This is a genomic window from Ferdinandcohnia sp. QZ13, assembly GCF_031324165.1.
Taxonomy (GTDB): domain Bacteria; phylum Bacillota; class Bacilli; order Bacillales; family Bacillaceae_L; genus Ferdinandcohnia.
The window spans coordinates 435,188-456,969 of record NZ_JAVIVW010000015.1; the positions used below are offsets into that span (position 1 = coordinate 435,188).

Sequence of the window (21,782 nt, forward strand, 5' to 3'; positions counted from 1 at the left end):
TGCGATAAAAAAAAGAAGCTAATCAAATGATTACTTCTTTTCATCCTATTTTTATTACGCTGTCGTTCTTGCTTCTTCTGATTTAATTGGAAGATCGTCTTCAACTTTTACAAATTGCCCCTCATTATATGGGTAACCAGCCTTCGTAATTTTTACTTTCACGATTTTACCAATCATATCTTCAGTTGCATCGAATTTCACTTTTAGATAATTGTCCGTAAAACCAACATATAAACCACTTGTTGGATCGTCCTTGTCTAGTTCCTCCGGAATAACTTCTAAAACTTCCCCTTCGTAATTAGATGCATATTCCTTGGCCAATTGGTCGGATAGTGAAATAAGACGGTGTACACGCTCATTTTTTACTTCCTCATCAATTTGGTCTTCCATTCTCGCCGCTGGAGTACCTGTACGTTTAGAGTATGGGAAAACGTGTAATTCTGAGAATTTGTGTTCCTTAACAAAATTATAAGTTTCCATAAACTCTTCTTCCGTTTCACCAGGGAATCCAACAATAACATCAGATGTTAACGCTAAGCCTGGTAATGCCTGACGAAGTTTTGTTAAACGCTCTGCAAAGAATTCCATTGTATATTTACGTCTCATACGTTTTAACACAGTATTTGAACCAGATTGCAATGGGACGTGTAGATGTCTTACTACTTTTGTTGATTGATCAAGTACCTCTATAATTTCATCAGTAATTTGGCTAGCCTCGATGGAGGAAATTCGAATTCTCTTAAGACCAATCACTTTAGATTCTAGGTCACGTAAAAGAGCAGCTAGATTATAATCCTTCATATCCTCGCCATATCCACCAGTATGGATTCCAGTTAAGACAATCTCTTTATACCCTGCATTTACAAGCTGTTGTGCTTGTTTAATTACTTCCTCTGGATCACGAGAACGCATTAGACCACGAGCCCATGGAATAATACAGAAGGTACAGAAATTGTTACAGCCTTCTTGGATTTTCAATGAAGCACGGGTACGGTCTGTAAAAGAAGGTACATCAAGTTCTTCATATACACGTGTTTTCATGATATTACCTACTCCATTTATCGGAGTACGCTCTTGCTTGTACTGCTCAATATACTCAAGCATTTTCTTTCGATCCTGTGTGCCTACAACAATATCAACGCCAGGGATTGCCATGATTTCTGCTGGTGATGTTTGCGCATAACAGCCTGTAACACAAATAACAGCATCAGGATTTTTACGTATTGCTCTACGTATAACCTGTCTACTCTTTTTATCTCCTGTATTTGTAACAGTACAAGTATTAATCACATACACATCAGCAGTACTTTCAAACTCAGTACGCTCATAGCCGTTTTCTTTAAAAAGTTGCCAAATGGCTTCTGTTTCATAATGATTTACTTTACATCCTAATGTATGGAATGCAACTAATGACATTATTGTCACCTCGCTAATTCAAAATAATATGATACAGCTGATAAAACGTATAATGGTGCTGTCTCAGTTCGTAAAATCCGAGGACCAAAGCTACAGGAAATAAAATCATTTTCTAATAATGCATCTACCTCTTTTTCAGTCAGACCACCTTCGGGTCCAATCACAACTAAAAGGGATTCACCATGATTTAATTGTGATAACACTCGTGCTAGATTTGAGTTTTCACCGCGCTTTGCATCCTCTTCATAAGCTACTACTTTATAAGTATAGGACTTGCTAAAAGACAATAATTCTTTATAGGACAAAGGTTTACTCACGTTAGGAACCATTGCACGATGTGATTGCTCTGCTGCTTCCTTTGCAATTTTCTCCCAGCGTTCTACCTTTTTTTGTCCCTTCTTTTCATCCCATTTAACAATTGAACGAGCCGCAACAAAAGGGACAAACTCAGATGCTCCAAGCTCCGTCCCTTTTTGGATTACATATTCAAGCTTGTCCCCCTTCGGCAAACCGCTTGCAATACAAACCTTAATGGGGAGCTCATTCGAGTTCTCTACCCATTCTACAACATTGGCTAAAACCATATCATTGGTAATTTCAGTAATTGCACAAAGTGCTACTCTTCCATTATAGCAACAAAAAATGGTGTCTCCAACTGACATTCTCATGACTCGCGTTATATGGTGAACATCCTCACCCAAAATTTCAGCCTGCGTTTCACTCATTTGATCGACAAAATATCGTTGCATCGTTTTCCCACCACCTGCAAGAATCCTTTATTCACTTTTCTTTCTAGCGATCATGGATACCCAGTCTTCCATTACAAGAACTTCCTCAATAATGAATCCAGATGCTAAAAGACGATCCTTCACTTCTTGTTTTTTCGTATTAATAATTCCAGATACAATGAAAGCACCATTTGGCTTTAGGATTTTTGCTGCGTCGTCAGTAAAACGAACAATGATTTCAGCAAGAATATTTGCCACAATGAGATCCACTGGTCCTTCTATATCATCAAGCAGATTGTTTTGTGATACCGTAACTACTTCATGTACTTTGTTTAATTTTATGTTGAGTTTTGCACTCTCAACGGCTACCGTATCTAAATCTAGCGCCCTGATTGATCCTGCACCAAGCATGGCAGCAGCAATGCTTAAAACACCTGAACCAGTCCCAACATCGACAATGGTATCTCCTTTTTTCACAGTACGTTCTAGGGCTTGAATACTCATAACAGTTGTAGGATGTGTACCTGTTCCAAAAGCCATTCCAGGGTCTAGCTCGATAATTAATTCATCGCTATGAACAGGCTCATACATTTCCCATGTAGGTACAATCGTGAATTTCTCCGAGATTTTTACAGGGTGATAATATTTTTTCCATGCTGTAGCCCATTCTTCCTCATGAACTTCACTAATAGTGATTTTATTATGACCCAAATCAATATCAAAAAGCAAAAGATTGTTAATGGCTTCTTTAATTTCTTCCACTGTTTCACCTAAGAAGCTATTGATAGGAAGGTACGCTTTGACGATAACACCTTCTTCAGGATAATCATCTGGATTAAGTTGGTAGATCTCACCAAACACATTTTCACGTTCCTTTGTTAGGTCAAATGGATCTTCAATCACAACTCCACTGGCACCTGCTTCATGAAGAATATTTGATATCGGCTCAACCGCCTCCTGTGTTGTGTGAATGCTAATTTCAGACCATTTCAATTCTACCAACTCCAATCCTATTTCTATATGTCCAGTTGCAGTGCCTAGAAACTCGAGAATCTTCAATTCTTCCTATAGAATCAAAAAACGATTCTTTATAGGAGTATCAACGCACAGGATGTGCTAATGCCGACATCACCATAGAATTTGGCGGTTTAAGTCGGCCAGATTACCCGTTTCTGGGCAAGGCGCTTCCTCATTTCGACCTACTCGCCTTTAAATGCTCGTTTTACTTTCGAAAAAAAATTATCATGCTGTTCATCCGGAGCTTCATTACCGCTTATTTCTGTAAACTCACGAAGCAATTGTTTTTGCTTTTCTGTAAGCTTTGTTGGGGTAATGACACGAACGCGAATATGTTGGTCCCCTTGACCATACCCTCGTACATTCGGTACACCCTTGCCGCGCAGACGGAAGTTCGTTCCAGTTTGAGTACCCGCAGGTATTTTTAATTTTACCTTTCCGTGCAAAGTAGGTACTTCAATTTCATCACCTAATGCAGCTTGTGCAAAGGTTAAAGGCATTTCACAGTAAATATCGTCACCATCACGCTCGAAAAATTCATGTGAACGCACATGGAACACAACATATAAATCCCCTGGAGGTCCACCATTTACACCTGGCTCACCCTGACCAGCAACACGAAGTTGTTGACCATCATCAATGCCTGCTGGAATCTTAACATGGATTTTTTTGCGTTTTTTGACTTTTCCAGAGCCACTACAAGTTGAACATTTATCCTTAATAAATTTACCTGTTCCACTACAATGATGGCAGACACGTCTATTTACAATTCGCCCAAATGCGGTGTTCTGTTCAACATTGATTTGACCTGAACCGCCACAGTGTGAACAAGTTTCTGGTTTTGTTCCAGGTTTTGCACCTGAACCATGACACGTTGAACATTCTTCTTCTCTTGGGATTTCAATGTCTGTTACTTTACCAAAAACAGCCTCTTCAAACTGTAATGTCATCGTGTATTGTAAATCTGCTCCTTGGCGAGGTGCATTTGGGTCTCTTCTTCTTGTTCCACCACCAAAAATAGAACTGAAGATGTCTTCGAAACCAAAACCACCGCCAAAATCAGCACCGCCTCCAAAACCACCAAAGCCTTGGTTTGGATCTGTATGTCCGAATTGGTCATAATGGGCACGTTTGTTATCATCTGTTAACGTATCATAAGCTTCTGTAATTTCTTTAAACTTATCAGCAGCATCTGCTTCTTTATTGATATCGGGGTGATATTTTTTAGATAATTTTCGATATGCCTTTTTTATTTCATCTTTGCCTGCACTTTTCGAAACCCCGAGTACCTCATAATAATCTCTTTTACTCATTAAATCCACTCCCGCATCATTCACATAAAGAATATTGTATCATTTCCTTTTATAAAATGGCAATAATACATGTTATCAAATCAAATGCGCCTTGGCGTATTTGCGCTCAGATTTTTTAGGCCCACACGAGGTGGGTCACAAAGAAGTTGCCACAGGAAGTGGCGAACTTAGTCTTTGATCTTATGCTAAAAAAGTTACCTTTGAAAATCGCATGTCTACGCCGGAGGCTTTACCTTTATTCAGCCGAGGTTTGAACCCCGGCTGAGTTAATAACTCTTAAAACATTCTTCTCCACAAATAGAAGTAGTGGACTTCTGCTGAATAAAGTAAAAAAGCCAAAGCCAAGACAGGCCTGACTTCGACTTTTCCACACATTTATTTCTTTTATTGGTGTCTGGCTCCAGTGCCTAGAAACTCGAGAAACTTCAACTCCTCCTACAGAGGCAAACTACGCCTCTTTGTCGGAGTCTCCAGTTTTCTCATTTCTGTGCAAGGCACTTACGCCTTTCTATTTATCGTCGTTTACTTCTTCGTATTCAGCGTCTACTACATTATCGTCTTTACCTTGGTTTGCGCCATCTGTTCCTTGTGCACCTTGAGCGCCCTGTGCTTGTTGCTGAGCTTGCTCATATAGTTTCACAGAAAGCTGTTGAACGATTTCTTGTAGAGCATCTTTCTTCGCTTTGATTTCTTCAAGATCATTCTTCTCGATCGCTTGTTTTAATGCCTCTTTAGCTTCATTTGCTTTTTCAACTTCAGCAGCATCTACTTTACCTTCTAAATCTTTTAGTGTTTTTTCAGTTGTGAACACTAATTGATCTGCTTCATTACGAAGTTCAACTTCTTCTTTACGCTTCTTGTCGGCTTCTGCATTTTCTTCAGCCTCGCGAACCATGCGATCAACTTCTTCGTCAGATAAGCCTGAAGATGATTGAATTGTAATAGCTTGTTCTTTGTTAGTACCAAGATCTTTTGCACGAACATTTACAATACCATTTTTATCGATATCGAATGTAACTTCGATTTGTGGTACTCCACGTGGAGCTGGTGGAATATCCGTTAATTGGAAGCGACCTAATGTTTTGTTGTCAGCTGCCATTTGACGTTCCCCTTGAAGTACGTGGATATCAACAGCTGTTTGATTATCCGCAGCAGTAGAGAATACTTGAGACTTACTTGTTGGAATCGTTGTATTACGGTCGATTAATCGAGTAAATACGCCACCCATTGTTTCGATTCCAAGTGATAATGGTGTTACGTCTAGAAGAACTACGTCTTTAACATCACCAGTCAATACTCCACCTTGAATAGCTGCACCTAGTGCAACAACTTCGTCAGGGTTTACCCCTTTGTGTGGTTCCTTACCTGTTTCTTTCTTGATTGCTTCTTGAACAGCTGGGATACGAGTTGATCCACCAACAAGGATTACCTTATCGATTTCACTTGCTGAAAGGCCAGCATCTTGAAGGGCACGACGAGTTGGTCCCATTGTACGCTCAACAAGTTCTGCTGAAAGCTCTTCAAATTTTGCACGAGTTAAGTTTACTTCTAAGTGAAGTGGTCCTGCTTCTCCTGCTGTGATAAATGGAAGTGAAATTTGTGTTGAAGTAACACCTGATAAATCTTTCTTCGCTTTTTCAGCAGCATCTTTTAATCGTTGTAATGCCATTTTATCTTTAGATAGATCAATGCCATTTTCTTTTTTGAATTGGTCTACTAAGTAATCGATAATTACTTGGTCAAAGTCATCCCCACCAAGACGGTTATCACCAGCAGTTGACTTAACTTCGAATACTCCGTCGCCAAGTTCTAGAATGGAAACGTCGAATGTTCCTCCACCAAGGTCATATACAAGGATTGTTTGATCTTCATCCGTTTTATCCAAACCATATGCAAGAGCAGCTGCAGTTGGTTCGTTGATAATACGTTCAACTTCAAGACCAGCAATTCGGCCAGCATCTTTTGTTGCTTGACGTTCAGCATCATTAAAGTATGCTGGAACAGTGATAACAGCTTTCGTTACTTTTTCGCCAAGATATTCTTCCGCATAGGATTTGAAGTATTGTAGAAGAATAGCAGATACTTCTTGAGGAGTATACGGCTTTCCTTCGATTTCAACCTTATAATCTGTTCCCATGTGGCGTTTGATAGACATGATTGTGTTTGGGTTTGTAATTGCTTGACGCTTTGCTACCTCTCCAATTTGTCTTTCTCCATTTTTAAATGAAACAACTGATGGAGTTGTGCGGTTACCTTCTGGGTTTGGAATAACTTTTGCTTCTCCACCCTCCATAACAGCAACACATGAGTTTGTTGTACCTAAATCTATACCAATGATTTTACTCATGGAAATTCCTCCTTAATTTGTACAAAACTTTGAAATTACTCGTTTACTTTAACCATTGAAGGACGTAAAACTCTATCTTTAAGTTTATATCCTTTTTGGAACTCTTCAAGAACCACATTTGATTCTGCATCCGGGTCACTCACCTGCATTACTGCTTGATGCACATTTGGGTCAAATGGTTTTCCAACTGCTTCAATCGCTTCAACGCCTTCTTTTTTCAGGGCATCAATAATGCTACGGTATACCATTTCTACGCCTTGCATAATGGATTTTGCTTGTTCATTTGTTGCTTCTACTTGAAGTGCTCTTTCAAAATTATCAAGAGCCGGCAACAAATCATTTACAAGACTTTGAGCTCTATATGTAGCAGCTGTTTCTTGATCTAAGCGAGCACGTCTCTTAAAGTTTTCAAAGTCGGCAACCTGACGCAAAATGCGATTTTCTGCCTCTTCTAGCTTAGCCTCAAGTTCTGCGATTTTTTCATTGGCTTTCGAAAGTTCGGCATTCACATCATTTTCTTGTTCTTCTACTAACTCTGCTTCAGCCTGTTCAATCGTTTCTACCACATCATTATCTACGTTTGCTTCTTCTACTTCAATTTCTTCTTTCACTACTTCATTCTCGTTAGCCAATACACTCACCTCCCTTAAAGTGAAATCTCACTTCGTATAATACTTAGCTTAGTATATGTATTAGAGGGAAGATATCTCCCCCTACTAAATATGACCACTGCTATTCAATTTGATACAGTTTCGTCAGGACCTTTGAAAAATCTTGACTTATATGCTGCAACAAAGTGATAACACGTGAATACTCCATTCTTGTAGGTCCTAAAATAGCAATAGACCCAAGATGTTCATTACCTATGGAATAAGTTGCAGTTATTAAGCTACAATCATTCATCGCAATATTGTTGTTTTCGTGACCAATCTTAATATTTATTCCTGCTTTATCCGAACGTAACAACCTCGAAAATTCATGCTCACTTTCAATCATTGTTAATAATGATCGAACTTTGTCAATGTCATGGAACTCGGGTTGACTTAACATATTTGTTTTTCCACCAATATACATTTTTTCTTCCGTTTTAAGGGTAAGTGTTTTGTCCAAAACATTTAAGACTGCATCATAGTTTCGAATATTGGTTTTTAAAAGGGTTGCAACCTCTTTATAAATTTTGTTTTTTAGGTCGGTTAGCGGAACACCTATAAGTCGCTCGTTTAAAATGTTGACCATTTTTTCGATATCGCTTGGGTCGATTGAATCAGGAAATGAAATTGTTCGATTTTCCACATATCCATTATCCGTAACGATAATAGCAACAGCTGTTTCATTATTAATCGGAACAATTTGCAGCCTTTTCACTTTATTTTCTTTAAAGGCTGGACCTAATACGATTGCAGTATAGTTGGTTAGATCCGATAAAATCTGTGCAGATTTTTGTACAATTTTTTCGAGCTCATAAATCCTCTCTGCAAAAATTGACTTTAATTCTTGCTTTTCCTTAAAGGTTAACTGGCTTGGAGATAACAAATGATCCACATAGTATCGATAACCTTGTTCGGATGGAACTCTACCAGATGAGCTGTGGGTTTTCTCAATAAATCCTAGTTCTTCTAGATCTGCCATCTCATTGCGAATAGTTGCTGAGCTAAACACAATCCCATCCTTTTTCGACAATGTTCTTGACCCTACTGGCTGTGCAGATCTAATAAAGTCATCAATTATTACTTGAAGAATCAATAGTTGACGATCTGTTAGCAAGGAACATCACCTCTGTTAGCACTCTGATTTAACGAGTGCTAATTCTATAATTAAATTACCAAATACATGTGTCATTGTCAATGATTTAAACATATTCATTTTAAATCAAAAATGCTTGAAACACTTCATTTCCAAGAAATTTCCCTTTATGTGTTAGTCGAATAAAATCATCTTTTTCCTCAAGCAGCGCTTTTTCCTTTTGTTCCTTAATTTGGCTTGCAAAAACATCATAAATACTTACAGAAAACTTTTCTTGAAAATGGGAGATCGAAACTCCTTTTGTTTTGCGCAGACCTAAAAATAGTTCTTCTTCCATTTTTTCTTGTAAAGTTACTGAATGTGTTTCGACATAAGGAAAACCATGTTCGTCAATTGCTGACATATATTTTTTTATTGGACCGGCATTTGATATTCTTTTTCCTGAAACATAGCTATGTGCACCAGCACCAATCCCATAATATTCTTCATTATTCCAATAGGTTAAATTATGGCGACTTTCGAAACCTACTTTTGAAAAATTACTGATTTCATATTGGTGGAACCCGTGTTTTTCCATTTCTTCCATTAAAATTTCATACATTTTTGCCTCGTTTTCTTGGCTAGGTAAATGGAGTTTACCCTTTCTCATCAAGTTATAGAACACCGTTTTAGGTTCAATAATGAGTGAGTATGCGGAAACATGCTCTACATCCAGGGAGAAAGCCATATCGAGTGATTCCTGAAAACTTTCGATTGTTTGATGCGGGAGAGCATACATTAGATCAATGCTTATGTTTTTAAAACCTACCTGTTTTGCCAATTCGATCGTATGAAATACATCTTCACGGCGATGGGTTCTACCAATTGCTTTAAGGAGCTCATCATCAAAGGTTTGAACACCAAAACTAATTCGATTGACACCCGAGTCTAACATTAGTTTTAATTTATCCTCTGTAAGATCACCCGGATTCGCTTCAAATGTAAATTCGAATGTCTTGCTTCGAGGTGTTAAATAATTGTTAATACTAGATAGGAATAGTTCTAGTTGGTTAACAGTAAGAACGGTTGGCGTTCCCCCACCAACAAATATGGATTTAAGAGATGAAGGTGGAAACGCTCCAATTGTATGTTTCAGTTCAGTATCCATGTATTGAAGATATTCATCAACTGGTTGTCCTTTTAGAAATACTTTATTGAAGTCACAATAGTGACAAATCTGTTCACAAAAAGGGATGTGAAGGTATGCTGCTTGTACCAAAAAATCACTTCTTTCGAAATAGAGAAAACCGCAGAAAGATCTGCGGTATCTTTAATTTATTTGTCGTCCATTTTTAATACTGCCATGAATGCTTCTTGAGGTACTTCGACTGAGCCTACTTGCTTCATTCGTTTCTTACCTTCTTTTTGTTTTTCAAGAAGCTTACGCTTACGGGAAATGTCCCCACCATAACATTTGGCTAACACATTTTTACGAATTGCTTTAATAGTTGAACGTGCTATAATCTTTTGCCCAATCGCTGCCTGAACAGGTACCTCAAATTGCTGTCTTGGAATAAGTTCCTTTAGTTTCTCAACAATTATTTTTCCACGTTCATATGCTGTATCCTTATGAACGATGAAGGAAAGTGCGTCTACTTTTTCAGCATTTAATAGGATATCCATTTTTACAAGCTTAGATGGCTTATAGCCAATTAACTCGTAGTCAAATGAAGCATAGCCCTTTGTACTTGATTTTAATTGGTCAAAGAAATCATATACAATTTCCGCAAGCGGAATTTCATAAACGATGCTAACGCGCTTTTCATCAAGGTACTGCATATCGATAAAAATACCACGTTTACCTTGGCATAGCTCCATAACAGCTCCAACATAATCGTTTGGCACCATCATGGTCGCTTTCACGTAAGGCTCTTCAATTCTATCAATTTTTTGTGGATCAGGCATATCAGACGGGTTATCAATTTTCAAATCTGTTCCATCCGTTAGAAAAACATCATAAATAACGCTTGGTGCCGTTGTAATTAAATCGATTTTAAATTCTCTTTCGATTCTTTCTTGAATAATTTCCATATGCAATAGGCCTAAAAATCCACATCGGAAACCAAAGCCGAGCGCCTGGGAAGTTTCCGGTTCGAATTGCAGGGCAGCATCATTCAATTCAAGTTTTTCCAACGCTTCACGTAAATCATTATATTTTGCTGTATCGATTGGATATAGTCCACAGTAAACCATCGGATTTAGACGACGATAACCTGGTAATGGTGTTGTTACACCATTTTTAGCATTAGTAATGGTATCACCGACACGTGTATCACCAACATGCTTGATCGATGCTGTTAAAAATCCAACATCACCAACTGTTAGTTCATCTTGTAAAGTTGCACGTGGTGTGAACACACCTACTTCAATTACTTCAAATTCCTTACCCGTTGCCATCATTTTAATTTTGTCTCCAGGCTTAACAGTACCTTCGACGATACGAATATAAGCAACTACGCCACGGTATGGGTCATATACAGAGTCAAAAATGAGTGCCTGTAATGGCGCTTCTGGGTCACCCTGCGGTGCAGGTACCTTATCAACTACCTGTTCCAATATATCTTCTATCCCAATTCCTGCTTTGGCAGATGCAAGAACTGCTTCTGAGGCATCAAGTCCAATTACATCTTCAATTTCTTGCCTTACTCGCTCTGGGTCCGCACTTGGCAAGTCGATTTTATTAATAACCGGTAAAATTTCCAGGTCATTATCTAAAGCTAGGTACACGTTTGCTAAAGTTTGTGCTTCAATTCCCTGTGCAGCGTCGACTACAAGTACTGCACCTTCACATGCCGCTAAACTACGAGAAACTTCGTATGTAAAGTCAACATGCCCTGGGGTATCAATTAGGTGGAATATATATTCCTCCCCATCTTTCGCTTTAAATTTTAATTGCACAGCATTTAGTTTAATTGTTATACCACGTTCTCTTTCTAGGTCCATGGAGTCTAGCAATTGCTCTTTCATTTCACGATGGGTTAACGCATTTGTTTTTTCAAGGATGCGGTCAGCCAATGTTGATTTACCGTGGTCTATGTGAGCAATGATTGAAAAATTCCGGATTCTAGATTGTCTGTTACGTCTCTCTTCTTGGTTCATTCAAAATCCTCCTGATACGAAAAGCTCAAGCGCCTAATTAGCGATCGTCTACTAAGTGCTGCCACGTCCTGTGGCAAACGTAGACGTCAGCCCTTCCTGTGCAAGTCCGACTAGCCCTGGAACCCTAACGAGGAGGCTGTGCCGCCACAGGAGGGGTGAAGCGACCTCGAGGGCCTAGGCGCTGGAGCTGAACAATATAACTTAATCGTATATGTTATCTTACTATAAATTTATAGAATTCACTAGATTAGATTATACAGAACTCTTTTGTCACATTCAATTAAGAAAAAACGACCATATATAGAAAAAAGAGCTTGCTTTATATATTCCTAGCAAGCTCCCCCTAAATTTTATCGAGTAAACTTCCGATTCCGTTTCCAATGGCAATCATGATTTTTTCAAAAAGAGCACTTATTCCGTTTCCTAACTTTTCACCTATGCTTGAAAAAAGGTTAAAGGCTTCTACGTCCTCTAATTGTTTTTGTTTTTGTTCTATATCATGACTGGTTACCTTTCGCCCTAAAACAGATGCTTCTACTTCCCCGTTATCATCAGTAATATGAAAGGCACCTTGAAGAGAGGGGTCATTATACCCCCTCATTTTCTTCATCCCTTCATTTGCTTGCTGCATGCCGATCAAAACACCTAGAAGAAGAACAGTCACAATCAAGAAACATTTCATCATGAATTTAACCATTGGAATTGCTCCCTCTTACCTATTCTTTATTTGTTTCATTTGCATTTACTTTTTCAGCCTGCCAGTAATATTCTGCGAGGACATCTGCTATGGCTGCCGCAGTTCGGCGCAATTCTTCGAAATTATTATCGACTCCACCAAATTCAATTAGCATGGCATTTCCTGATTTGTCTTGGTTATATACCCCATTATTGCCAGGACCACCTTGCTGTATAACCCCGCGGCTTAGACCAGGGTATTTTTTCTTCAACATTTCATGTAAGTCTGAAGCAATTTTAATATTTTGTTGTAGTTTTTTATTTTCAGTCCCTACAATAAAGGCTATTTTTGCATAAGATTCTCCATTGATTGTGACAGTTGTTGTATCCTTTCGATGTGCGTCCCGATGTATATCAATTAAATATGTTAAATCCTGATTGCTTGCCATTGCGCTTGTTACCAATTCTCCAGATGCTTTATATGATTGGTACCAATTGTACCCCTTTTGTTTTATATATTGGTCCATATTCGTTTGATCAACATCTGTACCAATTCCTCTTGCCTCTAACTCTTGACTCAGCATTTCACCGACCTTTGTAACATTTACTGTCGGATGTCGGGCATTATCTGCATTAGATGTATCGACTCCTTTTAGATGTGGAAAATAGCTTTCCGAAGAGTGTGTGTGATAGATAAAGGCTACTTTTTTATCACCAGTCGTCATCGTTGGCGGCGGCACTGGTTCAGTAGGCTTTTCAGCTTGCTCAACATTTTGAGTGGCTATTTGCCTTTCATCTAATAAAACATCTAAAGGCGGTGGAGATTCTATTGGCATATTGGTATAGTTCGTTCCCTCACCCGCTACTAGTATCTTGCCATCAAATATAGAGAACCCCGGAAGTTCTCTACCTAAAAAACTTCGGGGATCATCCAAAGTTAAATTGGTGGCTGCTTTAAATACGGCGCCCAGGTAATCTGGCTTCGTTGTAGATTCAGGTAGACCTTGGACGAAATAATGATTTTCATACCCTAATAAGTGAACGAGAGCTTCTCCAGAAAGATTTGTTGCTACATTATTGATAGAAGAAGAACTGATTCTATACTCTGGTTTAAGAGAGACAATTGCTCCCGTAATTGTAAATAATAAAATAAAACTAAAAATGAGGAATAGAATCCCTTTTACTATGCTAGTTCCTTGAATGGAGATCATCATTCCTTGGGTCCGAAAACTTTTCATATTCTACCTCCTCAATGTTTGTCTATCATATTGATATGTACAAAATTGAGTTAGTAGAACTTATTTGATAGATTTCACTATCTTTTTTTAATGTGTATAAGCCCCTGAGTTATCCTGTTCGATTTCACCGTGTAATGCTGTGTTTAGTCCCCCCGCAATTACATTTGCCATATCCTCAATAAAGACATCGACTTCTTTTGGGGTGACCATCAAATTATGGCCAAGCGGCGCCAACACTTCATGTATTAGTTTTCTTTTTTCATCATCTGGTAGAGTTCCGACAATTCCTAAGAATGTATTTCGTTCTTGTTCTCCTGGAAGGTCATCATCTGTTAATACCTTTTTTTCACCAAAGCTCATTCCAGCAGGAATTAGAGCACGTGAAGGCTTATCTCCTTCCTTCAGCTCTCTACCAAAATGCTTTAAAATAAAGTCAATCGCATCACTTGTAATCGAAACAGCGTCCACTACAGTTGGTATTCCAATGGCGATAACAGGAATACCAAGAGTCTCTTTACTCAATTCCTTTCGTTTATTTCCAACACCAGAGCCTGGATGGATCCCTGTGTCTGATATTTGAATGGTTGAGTTCACACGCTCTACCGAACGAGCTGCCAGTGCATCTATCGCGATAACAAAATCAGGTTTTGATTTTTCTATCACACCAAATATAATGTCGCTTGTTTCAATTCCAGTTAATCCCATCACTCCAGGGGCAATTGCACTTACAGAACGAAATCCATCCTGAACATTTTCCGGCTGAAGTTGAAAGAGATGTCTTGTAATAACTAAATTTTCAACCGCCATTGGCCCAAGTGCATCTGGTGTAACATTCCAATTCCCTAAGCCAACAACAAGGCAGCTAGCTTCCTTCCCGATATTTAGATTTGAGAGGAAATGACTAAACTCTTTTGCAAATACTGCTTGTACCTTTTGTTGGAGCTCTGAATCTTTTTGACGGATTCCCTGAACTTCTAATGTTAGGTAGTTTCCTTTTTTCTTTCCTATTGCATTTGCACCTTCATCGGTAATTTCAACAGTTGAAATGGTAATGCCATCCTCCTGTCTTTCCTTTATAATGACACCCTCAATTTCTGAAACTTCAGGTTGATTATCTGTTAAAGATTTATTGCGTTCCTCAACAGCCATTGCACTTGCTTCAATAGCTAAATCAGTTCGAACTGAATATTTTGTTAAATCTAGTTGTTCTCCCAATCCTATTACCTCCATTTTTTACATAGTATGTATAGCTTTACCCGCAAAAATGAGGTTCATGCAATTTTTATCAAGTGGAAATTAGATTGGTATTGCATTATCACAGTCAATTTGATAGAATAACTTTTGTTGTAACATCAGAGTATCAAAGACTGTATTCTGTTCATTTAGCGAGGGAAAGAGGATTTCCAGTATCGCAAATGGTTGAACGTGTAGATCATCTTGATATTCGCAGGAGGTGAAAGTATGCCAAATATTAAATCAGCTATCAAACGTGTAAAAACAAATGATGAAAGCCGTGCTCATAACGCAACTATTAAGTCTGCAATGCGTACTGCTGTAAAAAACTTTGAAGCTTCAGTTGCTAACAACGACGCAGAAAATGCAAAAGCAGCATTCCTTACTGCTTCAAGCAAACTTGACAAAGCGGCTCGTAAAGGTCTTATCCATAAGAATGTTGCTGACCGTCAAAAATCTCGTCTAGCTAAAAAACTTAACGAAGTTAACGCATAATAAATAAACGACTCGAATTGAGTCGTTTTTTTTATTAGGATTTTCTAGCTCCATGCGCCATTGGCTCTCTGGTCAAAGCCAATCGATTTGGAAGGCAAAAAGCGCCTTCTGTCAGCGCTCGTCTTATGCTTGTCGCCTAAGGCTGCGCACCTTGCGCTTTTCCCTTTTATTTGGCCAATTTCATAATAAATAATTCCAATATTAATTTTTTATCCATTTTACCGTTTTTCATTTCATAATCTGCTTCAGCAAGCTGGTTCATAATATGAAGAAGCTCTTCTTGTGTGAATAAATTGGATTGTCCACCCGCAAGCTTGACACGAAATGGATGGACCTTTAAATTCCCTGCAATTTGCTGCTGACCATACCCTTGTCTAGAAAGCTCCTTCACCTGAAAAATCAATCTAAATTGCGTAGCCAGTAAAGATAAAATTTTGATTGGCTCTTCATTATTTTGCAAGAGATCATAAAAGATACGTAGCGCCTCATCAAGTTTACGATTCACTACCTTATCAATAAGCGAAAAAATATTTTGCTCCAAGGAACGTGGTACAAGCAATTGAACCGTTTCCTCCGTAATCTCACCATTCTTCCCAAGATATAAACACATTTTATCTATTTCCTGTGTAATGTTCATGAGATTCGTCCCGGCGACCTGCAGAAGCTCTTGTATCGCTGAAGGTCGGATGGTGACCTCATGCTGGTTTGTGCGATCGGCAATCCAAGTATGTAAATCCTTTTCAGATAAAGTATTAACAGTTAAGACTTCCGCATTCGTTTTTAGTAGCTTAACGATTTTTTTCCGTTCATCCAACTTTTCGTAAGGTGCCGTGAACACTAGAATTGTAAATGGTGCAGGGCTTTTTAAATAATGCTCAAGGACTGAAACATTATGTTCAACTTTGTCCTTATTTTTCTCGGACGTTAAGAATGAAGGATTTTGTAAAATAACAAGCCGTCTCTCTCCCATAAACGGAAGTGTTTCCGCATCAGCTAAAGCAATTTCAACTGGTGTTTCCTCTAAATCAAACACTGATAAATTAAAATCCTTTTCTTCCTCTTCAATACTATATTTAATAAGTAATTCCTTTGTCTCCTGGATTAAAAAGTTTTCAGATCCATGCAATAGATAAATTGGTGAAAATTGTTTTTTCTTAATTTTTTTCCAAAGCTCTAAATTCATTCGTATTCCTCTCCACTGTAAGCCTTCAACTATCTATTTAATCGTATCGGGAAATCACAAAATTATCAATATGAAAATCAAATACGCTTGGCGTATTTGCGCCCAGATTTTTTTCGAGCACGCTCGAAAACTTTCCTTTAAAAATCTGTGGCATCCGCCGGAGGTCTTTACTTTATTCAGCTCCAGCTGAATAAAGTAAAGGGAATTGGTCTTTGCCAATTCCCAATCTATATGAAACATTACCAAACAAGCCCCGGGAAACTTGTCGAGTAATGATAATCTTTTTTAGAATCGTTACAGAGACGTTTGCTTATGTATTATTAGGTTACGCGTTCTTTTTTGAACTATTTGTGACAAGTGTTGTTAATAAAGGAAGAGTATCGGATAATAGGGGAAAAAGGGTTTTCATTTTCTTAAGTTTTGTTTTTGTAAAACGAAACCAATTTTTCAAGGAAATCTAGATTTTTTTGGATAGTTAGGCTATACTATAACTGTTTAGGAGGGGTTAGGCGTGAACGAATTTGAAAAGAATATTAAAAACACACGAAATGACGTTGTAGATGCTGGAGTAGCATTCGTTGTATCCTTTGGCTTCTTCGCTACAATTTTCATTATCGCAACTTTAATTAAGGTTATCGGAGCTTAATACCGACAGAATACATACTGTCAAATAGAGACTGCCCTTTTTGTTGGCAGTCTCTTTTTCGTTTCTTTCTCTACTGCATCTTATGGAATTGTTTGCATAAAGGTTCCGGATTTTTTAAAATAACGAAATTCAATTGCACCATCTTTATCGGTTCGATAAACCTTTATTTTCTCGTTTTTCAAAAGATCAATGACGTCCGGATGCGGGTGGTTAAATCGATTATTTACTCCGACTGGGATTAAAGCAATTTTAGGATTTATGAATTGAATAAACTCCTTCGTTGAAGATGTTTTGCTTCCGTGATGACCCACCTTTAGCACATCTACCCGTAAATTTTTATATGTTTTAATGAGGTCTAGCTCCACATCTTTTTCAATATCCCCTGTAAATAACCAGTTTAGCCCACCAAGTTTTGTATAGATGACAACAGAATTGTTATTTTCCTTCAATTCATTTCCTTTTGGGGCAAGGATATAAAATGTACTATCGCCTTCGTTCCACCTTTGGCCACGTTCAACAATATGAACGGGAATCCCTTTATTCGCAGCTATTTTCTTCAACTCCTTTTCTTGAATAGCATCGTCTTTGTTTTTTCCTATAACGATTTCCTTAATCCTTATACCTTCCAGAAGACCTTGCGCACCCCCAATATGATCTTGGTCACCATGTGTAACGATTAGCTTATCTATACTTCTTATCCCTTCTGATTTTAAAAAAGGAATGATGATGTTTTGTGCAGTTGAAAATTCGTTTCTTCTAATTTTCCATTGTTCTTGTTCGAATGGAATCGTTCCTCCAGTATCAATTAAATAAACCCCTTTTCTAAACGGAAGTTCAATATAGATGCTGTCTCCTTGCCCGACATCAATCATGGTGACTTCTCCGTATGGATTTAAGTATGGTGAGATAACATGGAGCAATAAAACCCCTATTGGCGCAAGAAGTGCCCGTTGTAGTAGTACCTTCTTCTTCTCCCAACTAATTAAAAAATAAAAACATGCACCACAATACAAAATCATAAGGATGAGACCTGGCTTCCCTAATGTTAATACGGAGAAAGAAAATTGCGAGAACCAAACAGTGACTTGATTTAATAATTCCAGAAGCCACGTAAGAATAGTAGCAAACATTTCACCGATTGGTTCAAATACTCCTAGTAAAACCACTGTGAATAATGCGAAAGGCAAAATTATCATTGAATATAAGGGTACATACAGCATATTTAATGGCAAGCTTAACAATGAAAACTCAAAAAAGTGATAGAGTAAAATGGGCAACGAGGCTATTTGTGATAAGAAGGAGACAGCGAATAAGGAAGCAAGCGTATTGGAATAGTGTTTAAATATTGCTTTTGAGGACAGAATCAAGGATGCGCTCACAATGAAGGATAATTGAAAACCGATGTTAAATAAAAAGTACGGGTTAATTGCAAGCATAAAAATGAACACAAAACTAATCACATCCAGCATACTACCCTTTTTCCACCATAAAATTGACGCAAATAAAAGCATACACATTAGCACTGAGCGAATAACAGAAGGGGAACCTCCAGCAATCATGATATAAGCTGGCAATAAACATAAGAGGAGAATCGAGGTAGACTCGCGTGTGACTCCAAATCGAATACATAAAAAATAAAACATCCCTGTCATAAGGCTTACATGAAGCCCTGATATGGCTAAAAGGTGGATCAAACCTAAAGATTGATATGAATTTACAATTTCATTCTTTATATTCGTTCTTTCTCCATAAATTAAAGCTTGGATAATCCCTGCAGTCGACCCATCAAAATGAGAATCGATCTGATGAATTCCAGCTTCACGGATTTTTAGTAGCCAGCGACCCAACGACCATTTTTCCTGTAAAAAACACTTTTCAGGAGTTAGCGTGTTTGCCTCAAAAATCCAATGGATTTTTTGAGCATATAAATACTTCTGATAATCAAATGAATATGGATTTCTAGACACCTGTGGTTTTTTGAGAGTTCCGTTAAAGCGACATACTAACCCCATTTTTAATGATTTGCTAAGTTGAATTTTTTCTACCTCTGTTTGGATGTAGTAAACCATAAGTAGCTTTTCATTCTGTGAAGTGTTTACAATGACGGAAAACTTATCTCCATTGAAATCAGGGGAATCAACTATTTCTGCTTTGATTGTTTTTGTAGTAGGGGCTAATGTTGTTTGATTAGTAGAGTCAATGAGAATGAACAAGCACATGAAGAGAAATAAAGTGAACAAACTGAGGACAATGAGCGAGAAATGGTGGCGGAAAATGATAAAACCTAATAAGAGGAGTGTGAGGAGGATACTAAACCAAGAAAAAGAAGTATAGGGGACTAGTATACCCAAAACTGAAAAGAAAGCAAGATAGACAAGCCTTCCTTGTACATAATCCCCATAGTTCCTGATTACATTACCCAATCTTTGAAAAAAGTGTGGCAGCCTGCTCATGCAATGCCCTTATTTCTTTATCATCCGCACCAGATTCCGTTATTTTCTCAATTAATTGATTAACAAACTCTAATTTTTCTTTTGAATGTAGGTCAATCACCATTTCTTGAAGTGGAACCTTTTTTACTTGTACATTTGATTTCTCCAACAGTTCAATTGCATATGGATGGTTCTTATAATCCTCTGCATAATATACTACTTTAATTCCTGCCTGAATAATTGCTTTTGTGCATTGGAGACAAGGAAAATGCGTTACGTAGATTTCAGCATTTTCTGTTGGAACTCCAAACTTTGAACATTGCAATAACGCATTCATTTCAGCATGTACAGTTCTTATGCAATGATTGTCTACCACATAGCAGCCCTCATCAATGCAATGCGTTCCGCCTGATACAGACCCGTTATAACCCCCTGCAATAATTCGCTTATCACGAACAATGGTTGCTCCAACCGTTAATCGTGTACATGTACTTCTTAAAGCAAGTAAATGGCTTTGCGCCATAAAATACTGATCCCATTTAATTCGATTCAAATCTTCCCCATCCCTTCAACAAAATCTTACAATTATTTTATCGGTATCTCCCATAAGTCGTCAATTTAATTTAAGTTCGTCTTTAATCTTCTCAAAGGATTTTTCACCAATCCCACTCACTTGAAGTAGATCCTCAAGTTGCTTAAATGGTCCATTTTCTTCCCGAAATGCTATAATGGCTGCTGCTTTCGATGGCCCGATGCCAGTTAATGTTTCAAGTTCTGCCTGAGTTCCTCCATTTAGTGACACCTTGCCATCATTTTTTTGTGATTGACTGCTTATCTCCAAATCGGTGTTCTCACCTATACGCGGAACATATATGACCATTTCATCCTCCACTCGTTCGGCTAAATTTACTTGCGTTTTGTTTGCATCTTCCGTAAACCCTCCAGCCATGTCAACAACATCTTTGATCCTCATTCCCTCTTGCGCCTCAAAAACTCCCTCATTTAACACAGCACCTTTAATATCTACTAGAATGACCGTAACTTTCTCTTCTACAACATTTTTATCTTCAACAACTGGCTCAAGTAATAACTCCTCTTCTTCAATGCTTGGCTTTGCTTTTGTTTCATGTCCAAAAATGCGATAGAACGCAATAAAAATAACAAGACAAATTCCACAAACCATAAACATTAATTTTATTTTTTGATTTTTAAAATTCATGATTTACCTTCCTTCTTTTTAGAATAGGAAAAATGCATTCATATTTTGGGTTGGAATCACATATGGTGTTAGGAGAATAGTCTGTAAAGGAGGGACGAACTTGAATATTGGGTTTATTGGTACAGGAAATATGGGGAAAATTTTAATAGAGTCCTTTGTAGAATCTCTTGCTGTTCCGCCTTCAAGGTTAACCATTACAAATCGTACAATTGAAAAAGCAATAGCTATTAAGAACTCCTTACCAGATATTACGGTAGCAGCTACAAATGAAGAAGTTGTAAAAGGCTCTGATTTAATATTTATTTGTGTGAAGCCTTTAGAGATTCACCCCCTTTTACACCAATTATCTTCTTCCTTAACAAGTAATAAATGTATTGTTTCAATTACAAGTCCTATTTCTGTTGAACAGCTTGAATCACTTGTGAACTGTCAGGTCGCTAGGATCATTCCGAGTATTACCAACCGTGCACTAACGGGTGTTTCCTTATTTACTTTTGGCAGGAGCATTAGCAGCCGGTTTAAGGAGTATTTAGAATTCCTTTTCGAACAAATTTCCACTCCGGTTCACATAAATCATGAGATCACAAGAGTTGCATCGGATATTGTTAGTTGCGGTCCGGCGTTTTTTACTTATTTGCTGAGAAGGTTTGTAGATGCGGCAGTAAGGGAAACGAAAATCACTGAGGAGCAAGCAACAAAATTAGCAAGTGAGATGATTATCGGTATGGGTAAACTACTTGAAAAGGAAATGTACACATTACCCACACTCCAGTCAAAGGTATGTGTCAAAGGTGGTGTTACTGGAGAAGGAATTAATGCAATGGAAGAACATATTGGTGAATTATTTGAAGAATTGTTTAGGAGCACTCATAGAAAATATGATGAGGATATTTCGGAGGTAGCTAGACAATTTAACGAGACTCCATCTCGCTAAATATACCACTACGATTATAAAAGCA

19 protein-coding genes are annotated in these 21,782 nt (G+C 37.9%); 3 read left to right on the plus strand and 16 right to left on the minus strand.

Going from position 1 to position 21,782, the window contains the following annotated elements; translation table 11 throughout:
* Positions 1 to 54: 54 nt before the first annotated feature.
* The 12 genes from mtaB to gpr all read right to left on the minus strand — a co-directional run bounded on the left by mtaB (position 55) and on the right by gpr (position 14,830).
* The gene (gene mtaB, locus RGU12_RS15910; protein WP_309536939.1) at positions 55 to 1,416 is read right to left on the minus strand and encodes a tRNA (N(6)-L-threonylcarbamoyladenosine(37)-C(2))-methylthiotransferase MtaB; all 1,362 of its coding nucleotides are present in this window, start codon (positions 1,414 to 1,416) and stop codon (positions 55 to 57) included.
* Between the two features lie 5 nt (positions 1,417 to 1,421).
* Positions 1,422 to 2,165, minus strand: coding sequence for a 16S rRNA (uracil(1498)-N(3))-methyltransferase (locus RGU12_RS15915; RefSeq protein ID WP_309536940.1), 744 nt, complete (start codon positions 2,163 to 2,165; stop codon positions 1,422 to 1,424).
* 27 nt (positions 2,166 to 2,192) lie between these two features.
* Positions 2,193 to 3,137, minus strand: coding sequence for a 50S ribosomal protein L11 methyltransferase (gene prmA, locus RGU12_RS15920; protein ID WP_309536941.1), 945 nt, complete (start codon positions 3,135 to 3,137; stop codon positions 2,193 to 2,195).
* Positions 3,138 to 3,343: 206 nt separating this feature from the next.
* Positions 3,344 to 4,474 (minus strand): molecular chaperone DnaJ, encoded by a 1,131-nt coding sequence (dnaJ, locus tag RGU12_RS15925; protein ID WP_309536942.1) that lies wholly within the window; start codon positions 4,472 to 4,474, stop codon positions 3,344 to 3,346.
* A 508-nt stretch (positions 4,475 to 4,982) separates the two neighbouring features.
* Positions 4,983 to 6,821, minus strand: a complete 1,839-nt coding sequence (dnaK, locus tag RGU12_RS15930) for a molecular chaperone DnaK (protein WP_309536943.1) — start codon at positions 6,819 to 6,821, stop codon at positions 4,983 to 4,985.
* Between the two features lie 35 nt (positions 6,822 to 6,856).
* On the minus strand, positions 6,857 to 7,453 hold the full coding sequence (grpE, locus tag RGU12_RS15935) for a nucleotide exchange factor GrpE (RefSeq protein ID WP_396232372.1): 597 nt from the start codon (positions 7,451 to 7,453) through the stop codon (positions 6,857 to 6,859).
* Positions 7,454 to 7,553: 100 nt separating this feature from the next.
* Positions 7,554 to 8,585, minus strand: a complete 1,032-nt coding sequence (gene hrcA / locus RGU12_RS15940) for a heat-inducible transcriptional repressor HrcA (protein ID WP_309536944.1) — start codon at positions 8,583 to 8,585, stop codon at positions 7,554 to 7,556.
* A gap of 100 nt (positions 8,586 to 8,685) precedes the next feature.
* Positions 8,686 to 9,822: a radical SAM family heme chaperone HemW gene (gene hemW / locus RGU12_RS15945; RefSeq protein WP_309536945.1), complete on the minus strand. Its 1,137-nt coding sequence runs from the start codon at positions 9,820 to 9,822 to the stop codon at positions 8,686 to 8,688.
* A gap of 56 nt (positions 9,823 to 9,878) precedes the next feature.
* A complete protein-coding gene (gene lepA, locus RGU12_RS15950) occupies positions 9,879 to 11,702 on the minus strand; it encodes a translation elongation factor 4 (RefSeq protein WP_309536946.1) in 1,824 nt (607 codons plus the stop codon).
* Between the two features lie 343 nt (positions 11,703 to 12,045).
* Positions 12,046 to 12,399 carry a YqxA family protein gene (locus tag RGU12_RS15955; protein WP_309536947.1) on the minus strand — a complete coding sequence of 118 codons (354 nt, stop codon included), beginning with the start codon at positions 12,397 to 12,399 and terminating at the stop codon, positions 12,046 to 12,048.
* Between the two features lie 19 nt (positions 12,400 to 12,418).
* Positions 12,419 to 13,615 (minus strand): stage II sporulation protein P, encoded by a 1,197-nt coding sequence (gene spoIIP, locus RGU12_RS15960; protein WP_309536948.1) that lies wholly within the window; start codon positions 13,613 to 13,615, stop codon positions 12,419 to 12,421.
* Positions 13,616 to 13,702: 87 nt separating this feature from the next.
* The gene (gene gpr / locus RGU12_RS15965; RefSeq protein ID WP_309536949.1) at positions 13,703 to 14,830 is read right to left on the minus strand and encodes a GPR endopeptidase; all 1,128 of its coding nucleotides are present in this window, start codon (positions 14,828 to 14,830) and stop codon (positions 13,703 to 13,705) included.
* 246 nt (positions 14,831 to 15,076) lie between these two features.
* Between gpr and rpsT the strand changes: the two genes are divergently transcribed.
* Positions 15,077 to 15,343 carry a 30S ribosomal protein S20 gene (gene rpsT / locus RGU12_RS15970; RefSeq protein ID WP_309536950.1) on the plus strand — a complete coding sequence of 89 codons (267 nt, stop codon included), beginning with the start codon at positions 15,077 to 15,079 and terminating at the stop codon, positions 15,341 to 15,343.
* A 166-nt stretch (positions 15,344 to 15,509) separates the two neighbouring features.
* Here the strand turns inward: rpsT and holA are convergent, their stop codons facing one another.
* Entirely contained in the window at positions 15,510 to 16,526 is a 1,017-nt protein-coding gene (gene holA, locus RGU12_RS15975; RefSeq protein ID WP_309536951.1) for a DNA polymerase III subunit delta, read from the minus strand.
* Positions 16,527 to 17,037: 511 nt separating this feature from the next.
* On the opposite strand from holA, the gene RGU12_RS15980 reads away from it, so the two are divergent.
* Positions 17,038 to 17,172 (plus strand): YqzM family protein, encoded by a 135-nt coding sequence (locus RGU12_RS15980; RefSeq protein WP_116351544.1) that lies wholly within the window; start codon positions 17,038 to 17,040, stop codon positions 17,170 to 17,172.
* A gap of 80 nt (positions 17,173 to 17,252) precedes the next feature.
* Here the strand turns inward: RGU12_RS15980 and RGU12_RS15985 are convergent, their stop codons facing one another.
* Genes RGU12_RS15985 through RGU12_RS15995 form a run of 3 tightly spaced genes read right to left on the minus strand, consistent with a single transcriptional unit; the run spans position 17,253 to position 20,823 of the window.
* Positions 17,253 to 19,625 carry a DNA internalization-related competence protein ComEC/Rec2 gene (locus RGU12_RS15985; protein WP_309536952.1) on the minus strand — a complete coding sequence of 791 codons (2,373 nt, stop codon included), beginning with the start codon at positions 19,623 to 19,625 and terminating at the stop codon, positions 17,253 to 17,255.
* A complete protein-coding gene (locus RGU12_RS15990; RefSeq protein WP_309536953.1) occupies positions 19,588 to 20,157 on the minus strand; it encodes a ComE operon protein 2 in 570 nt (189 codons plus the stop codon). Before RGU12_RS15990 ends, RGU12_RS15985 begins: the two co-directional genes overlap by 38 nt.
* A gap of 60 nt (positions 20,158 to 20,217) precedes the next feature.
* A complete protein-coding gene (locus RGU12_RS15995; RefSeq protein WP_309536954.1) occupies positions 20,218 to 20,823 on the minus strand; it encodes a helix-hairpin-helix domain-containing protein in 606 nt (201 codons plus the stop codon).
* Between the two features lie 100 nt (positions 20,824 to 20,923).
* Between RGU12_RS15995 and comER the strand changes: the two genes are divergently transcribed.
* The gene (gene comER / locus RGU12_RS16000) at positions 20,924 to 21,757 is read left to right on the plus strand and encodes a late competence protein ComER (protein ID WP_309536955.1); all 834 of its coding nucleotides are present in this window, start codon (positions 20,924 to 20,926) and stop codon (positions 21,755 to 21,757) included.
* The last annotated feature ends 25 nt before the right edge of the window (positions 21,758 to 21,782 follow it).

What these genes read in the sequence shown, in the direction of transcription:
- mtaB (WP_309536939.1), bottom strand. Translation starts at nt 1,416, where the DNA reads ATGTCATTAGTTGCATTCCATACATTAGGATGTAAAGTAAATCATTAT.
- RGU12_RS15915 (WP_309536940.1), bottom strand. Translation starts at nt 2,165, where the DNA reads ATGCAACGATATTTTGTCGATCAAATGAGTGAAACGCAGGCTGAAATT.
- dnaJ (WP_309536942.1), bottom strand. Translation starts at nt 4,474, where the DNA reads ATGAGTAAAAGAGATTATTATGAGGTACTCGGGGTTTCGAAAAGTGCA.
- rpsT (WP_309536950.1), top strand. Translation starts at nt 15,077, where the DNA reads ATGCCAAATATTAAATCAGCTATCAAACGTGTAAAAACAAATGATGAA.
- holA (WP_309536951.1), bottom strand. Translation starts at nt 16,526, where the DNA reads ATGAATTTAGAGCTTTGGAAAAAAATTAAGAAAAAACAATTTTCACCA.
- dnaK (WP_309536943.1), bottom strand. Translation starts at nt 6,821, where the DNA reads ATGAGTAAAATCATTGGTATAGATTTAGGTACAACAAACTCATGTGTT.
- lepA (WP_309536946.1), bottom strand. Translation starts at nt 11,702, where the DNA reads ATGAACCAAGAAGAGAGACGTAACAGACAATCTAGAATCCGGAATTTT.
- spoIIP (WP_309536948.1), bottom strand. Translation starts at nt 13,615, where the DNA reads ATGAAAAGTTTTCGGACCCAAGGAATGATGATCTCCATTCAAGGAACT.
- RGU12_RS15985 (WP_309536952.1), bottom strand. Translation starts at nt 19,625, where the DNA reads ATGAGCAGGCTGCCACACTTTTTTCAAAGATTGGGTAATGTAATCAGG.
- RGU12_RS15995 (WP_309536954.1), bottom strand. Translation starts at nt 20,823, where the DNA reads ATGAATTTTAAAAATCAAAAAATAAAATTAATGTTTATGGTTTGTGGA.
- RGU12_RS15955 (WP_309536947.1), bottom strand. Translation starts at nt 12,399, where the DNA reads ATGGTTAAATTCATGATGAAATGTTTCTTGATTGTGACTGTTCTTCTT.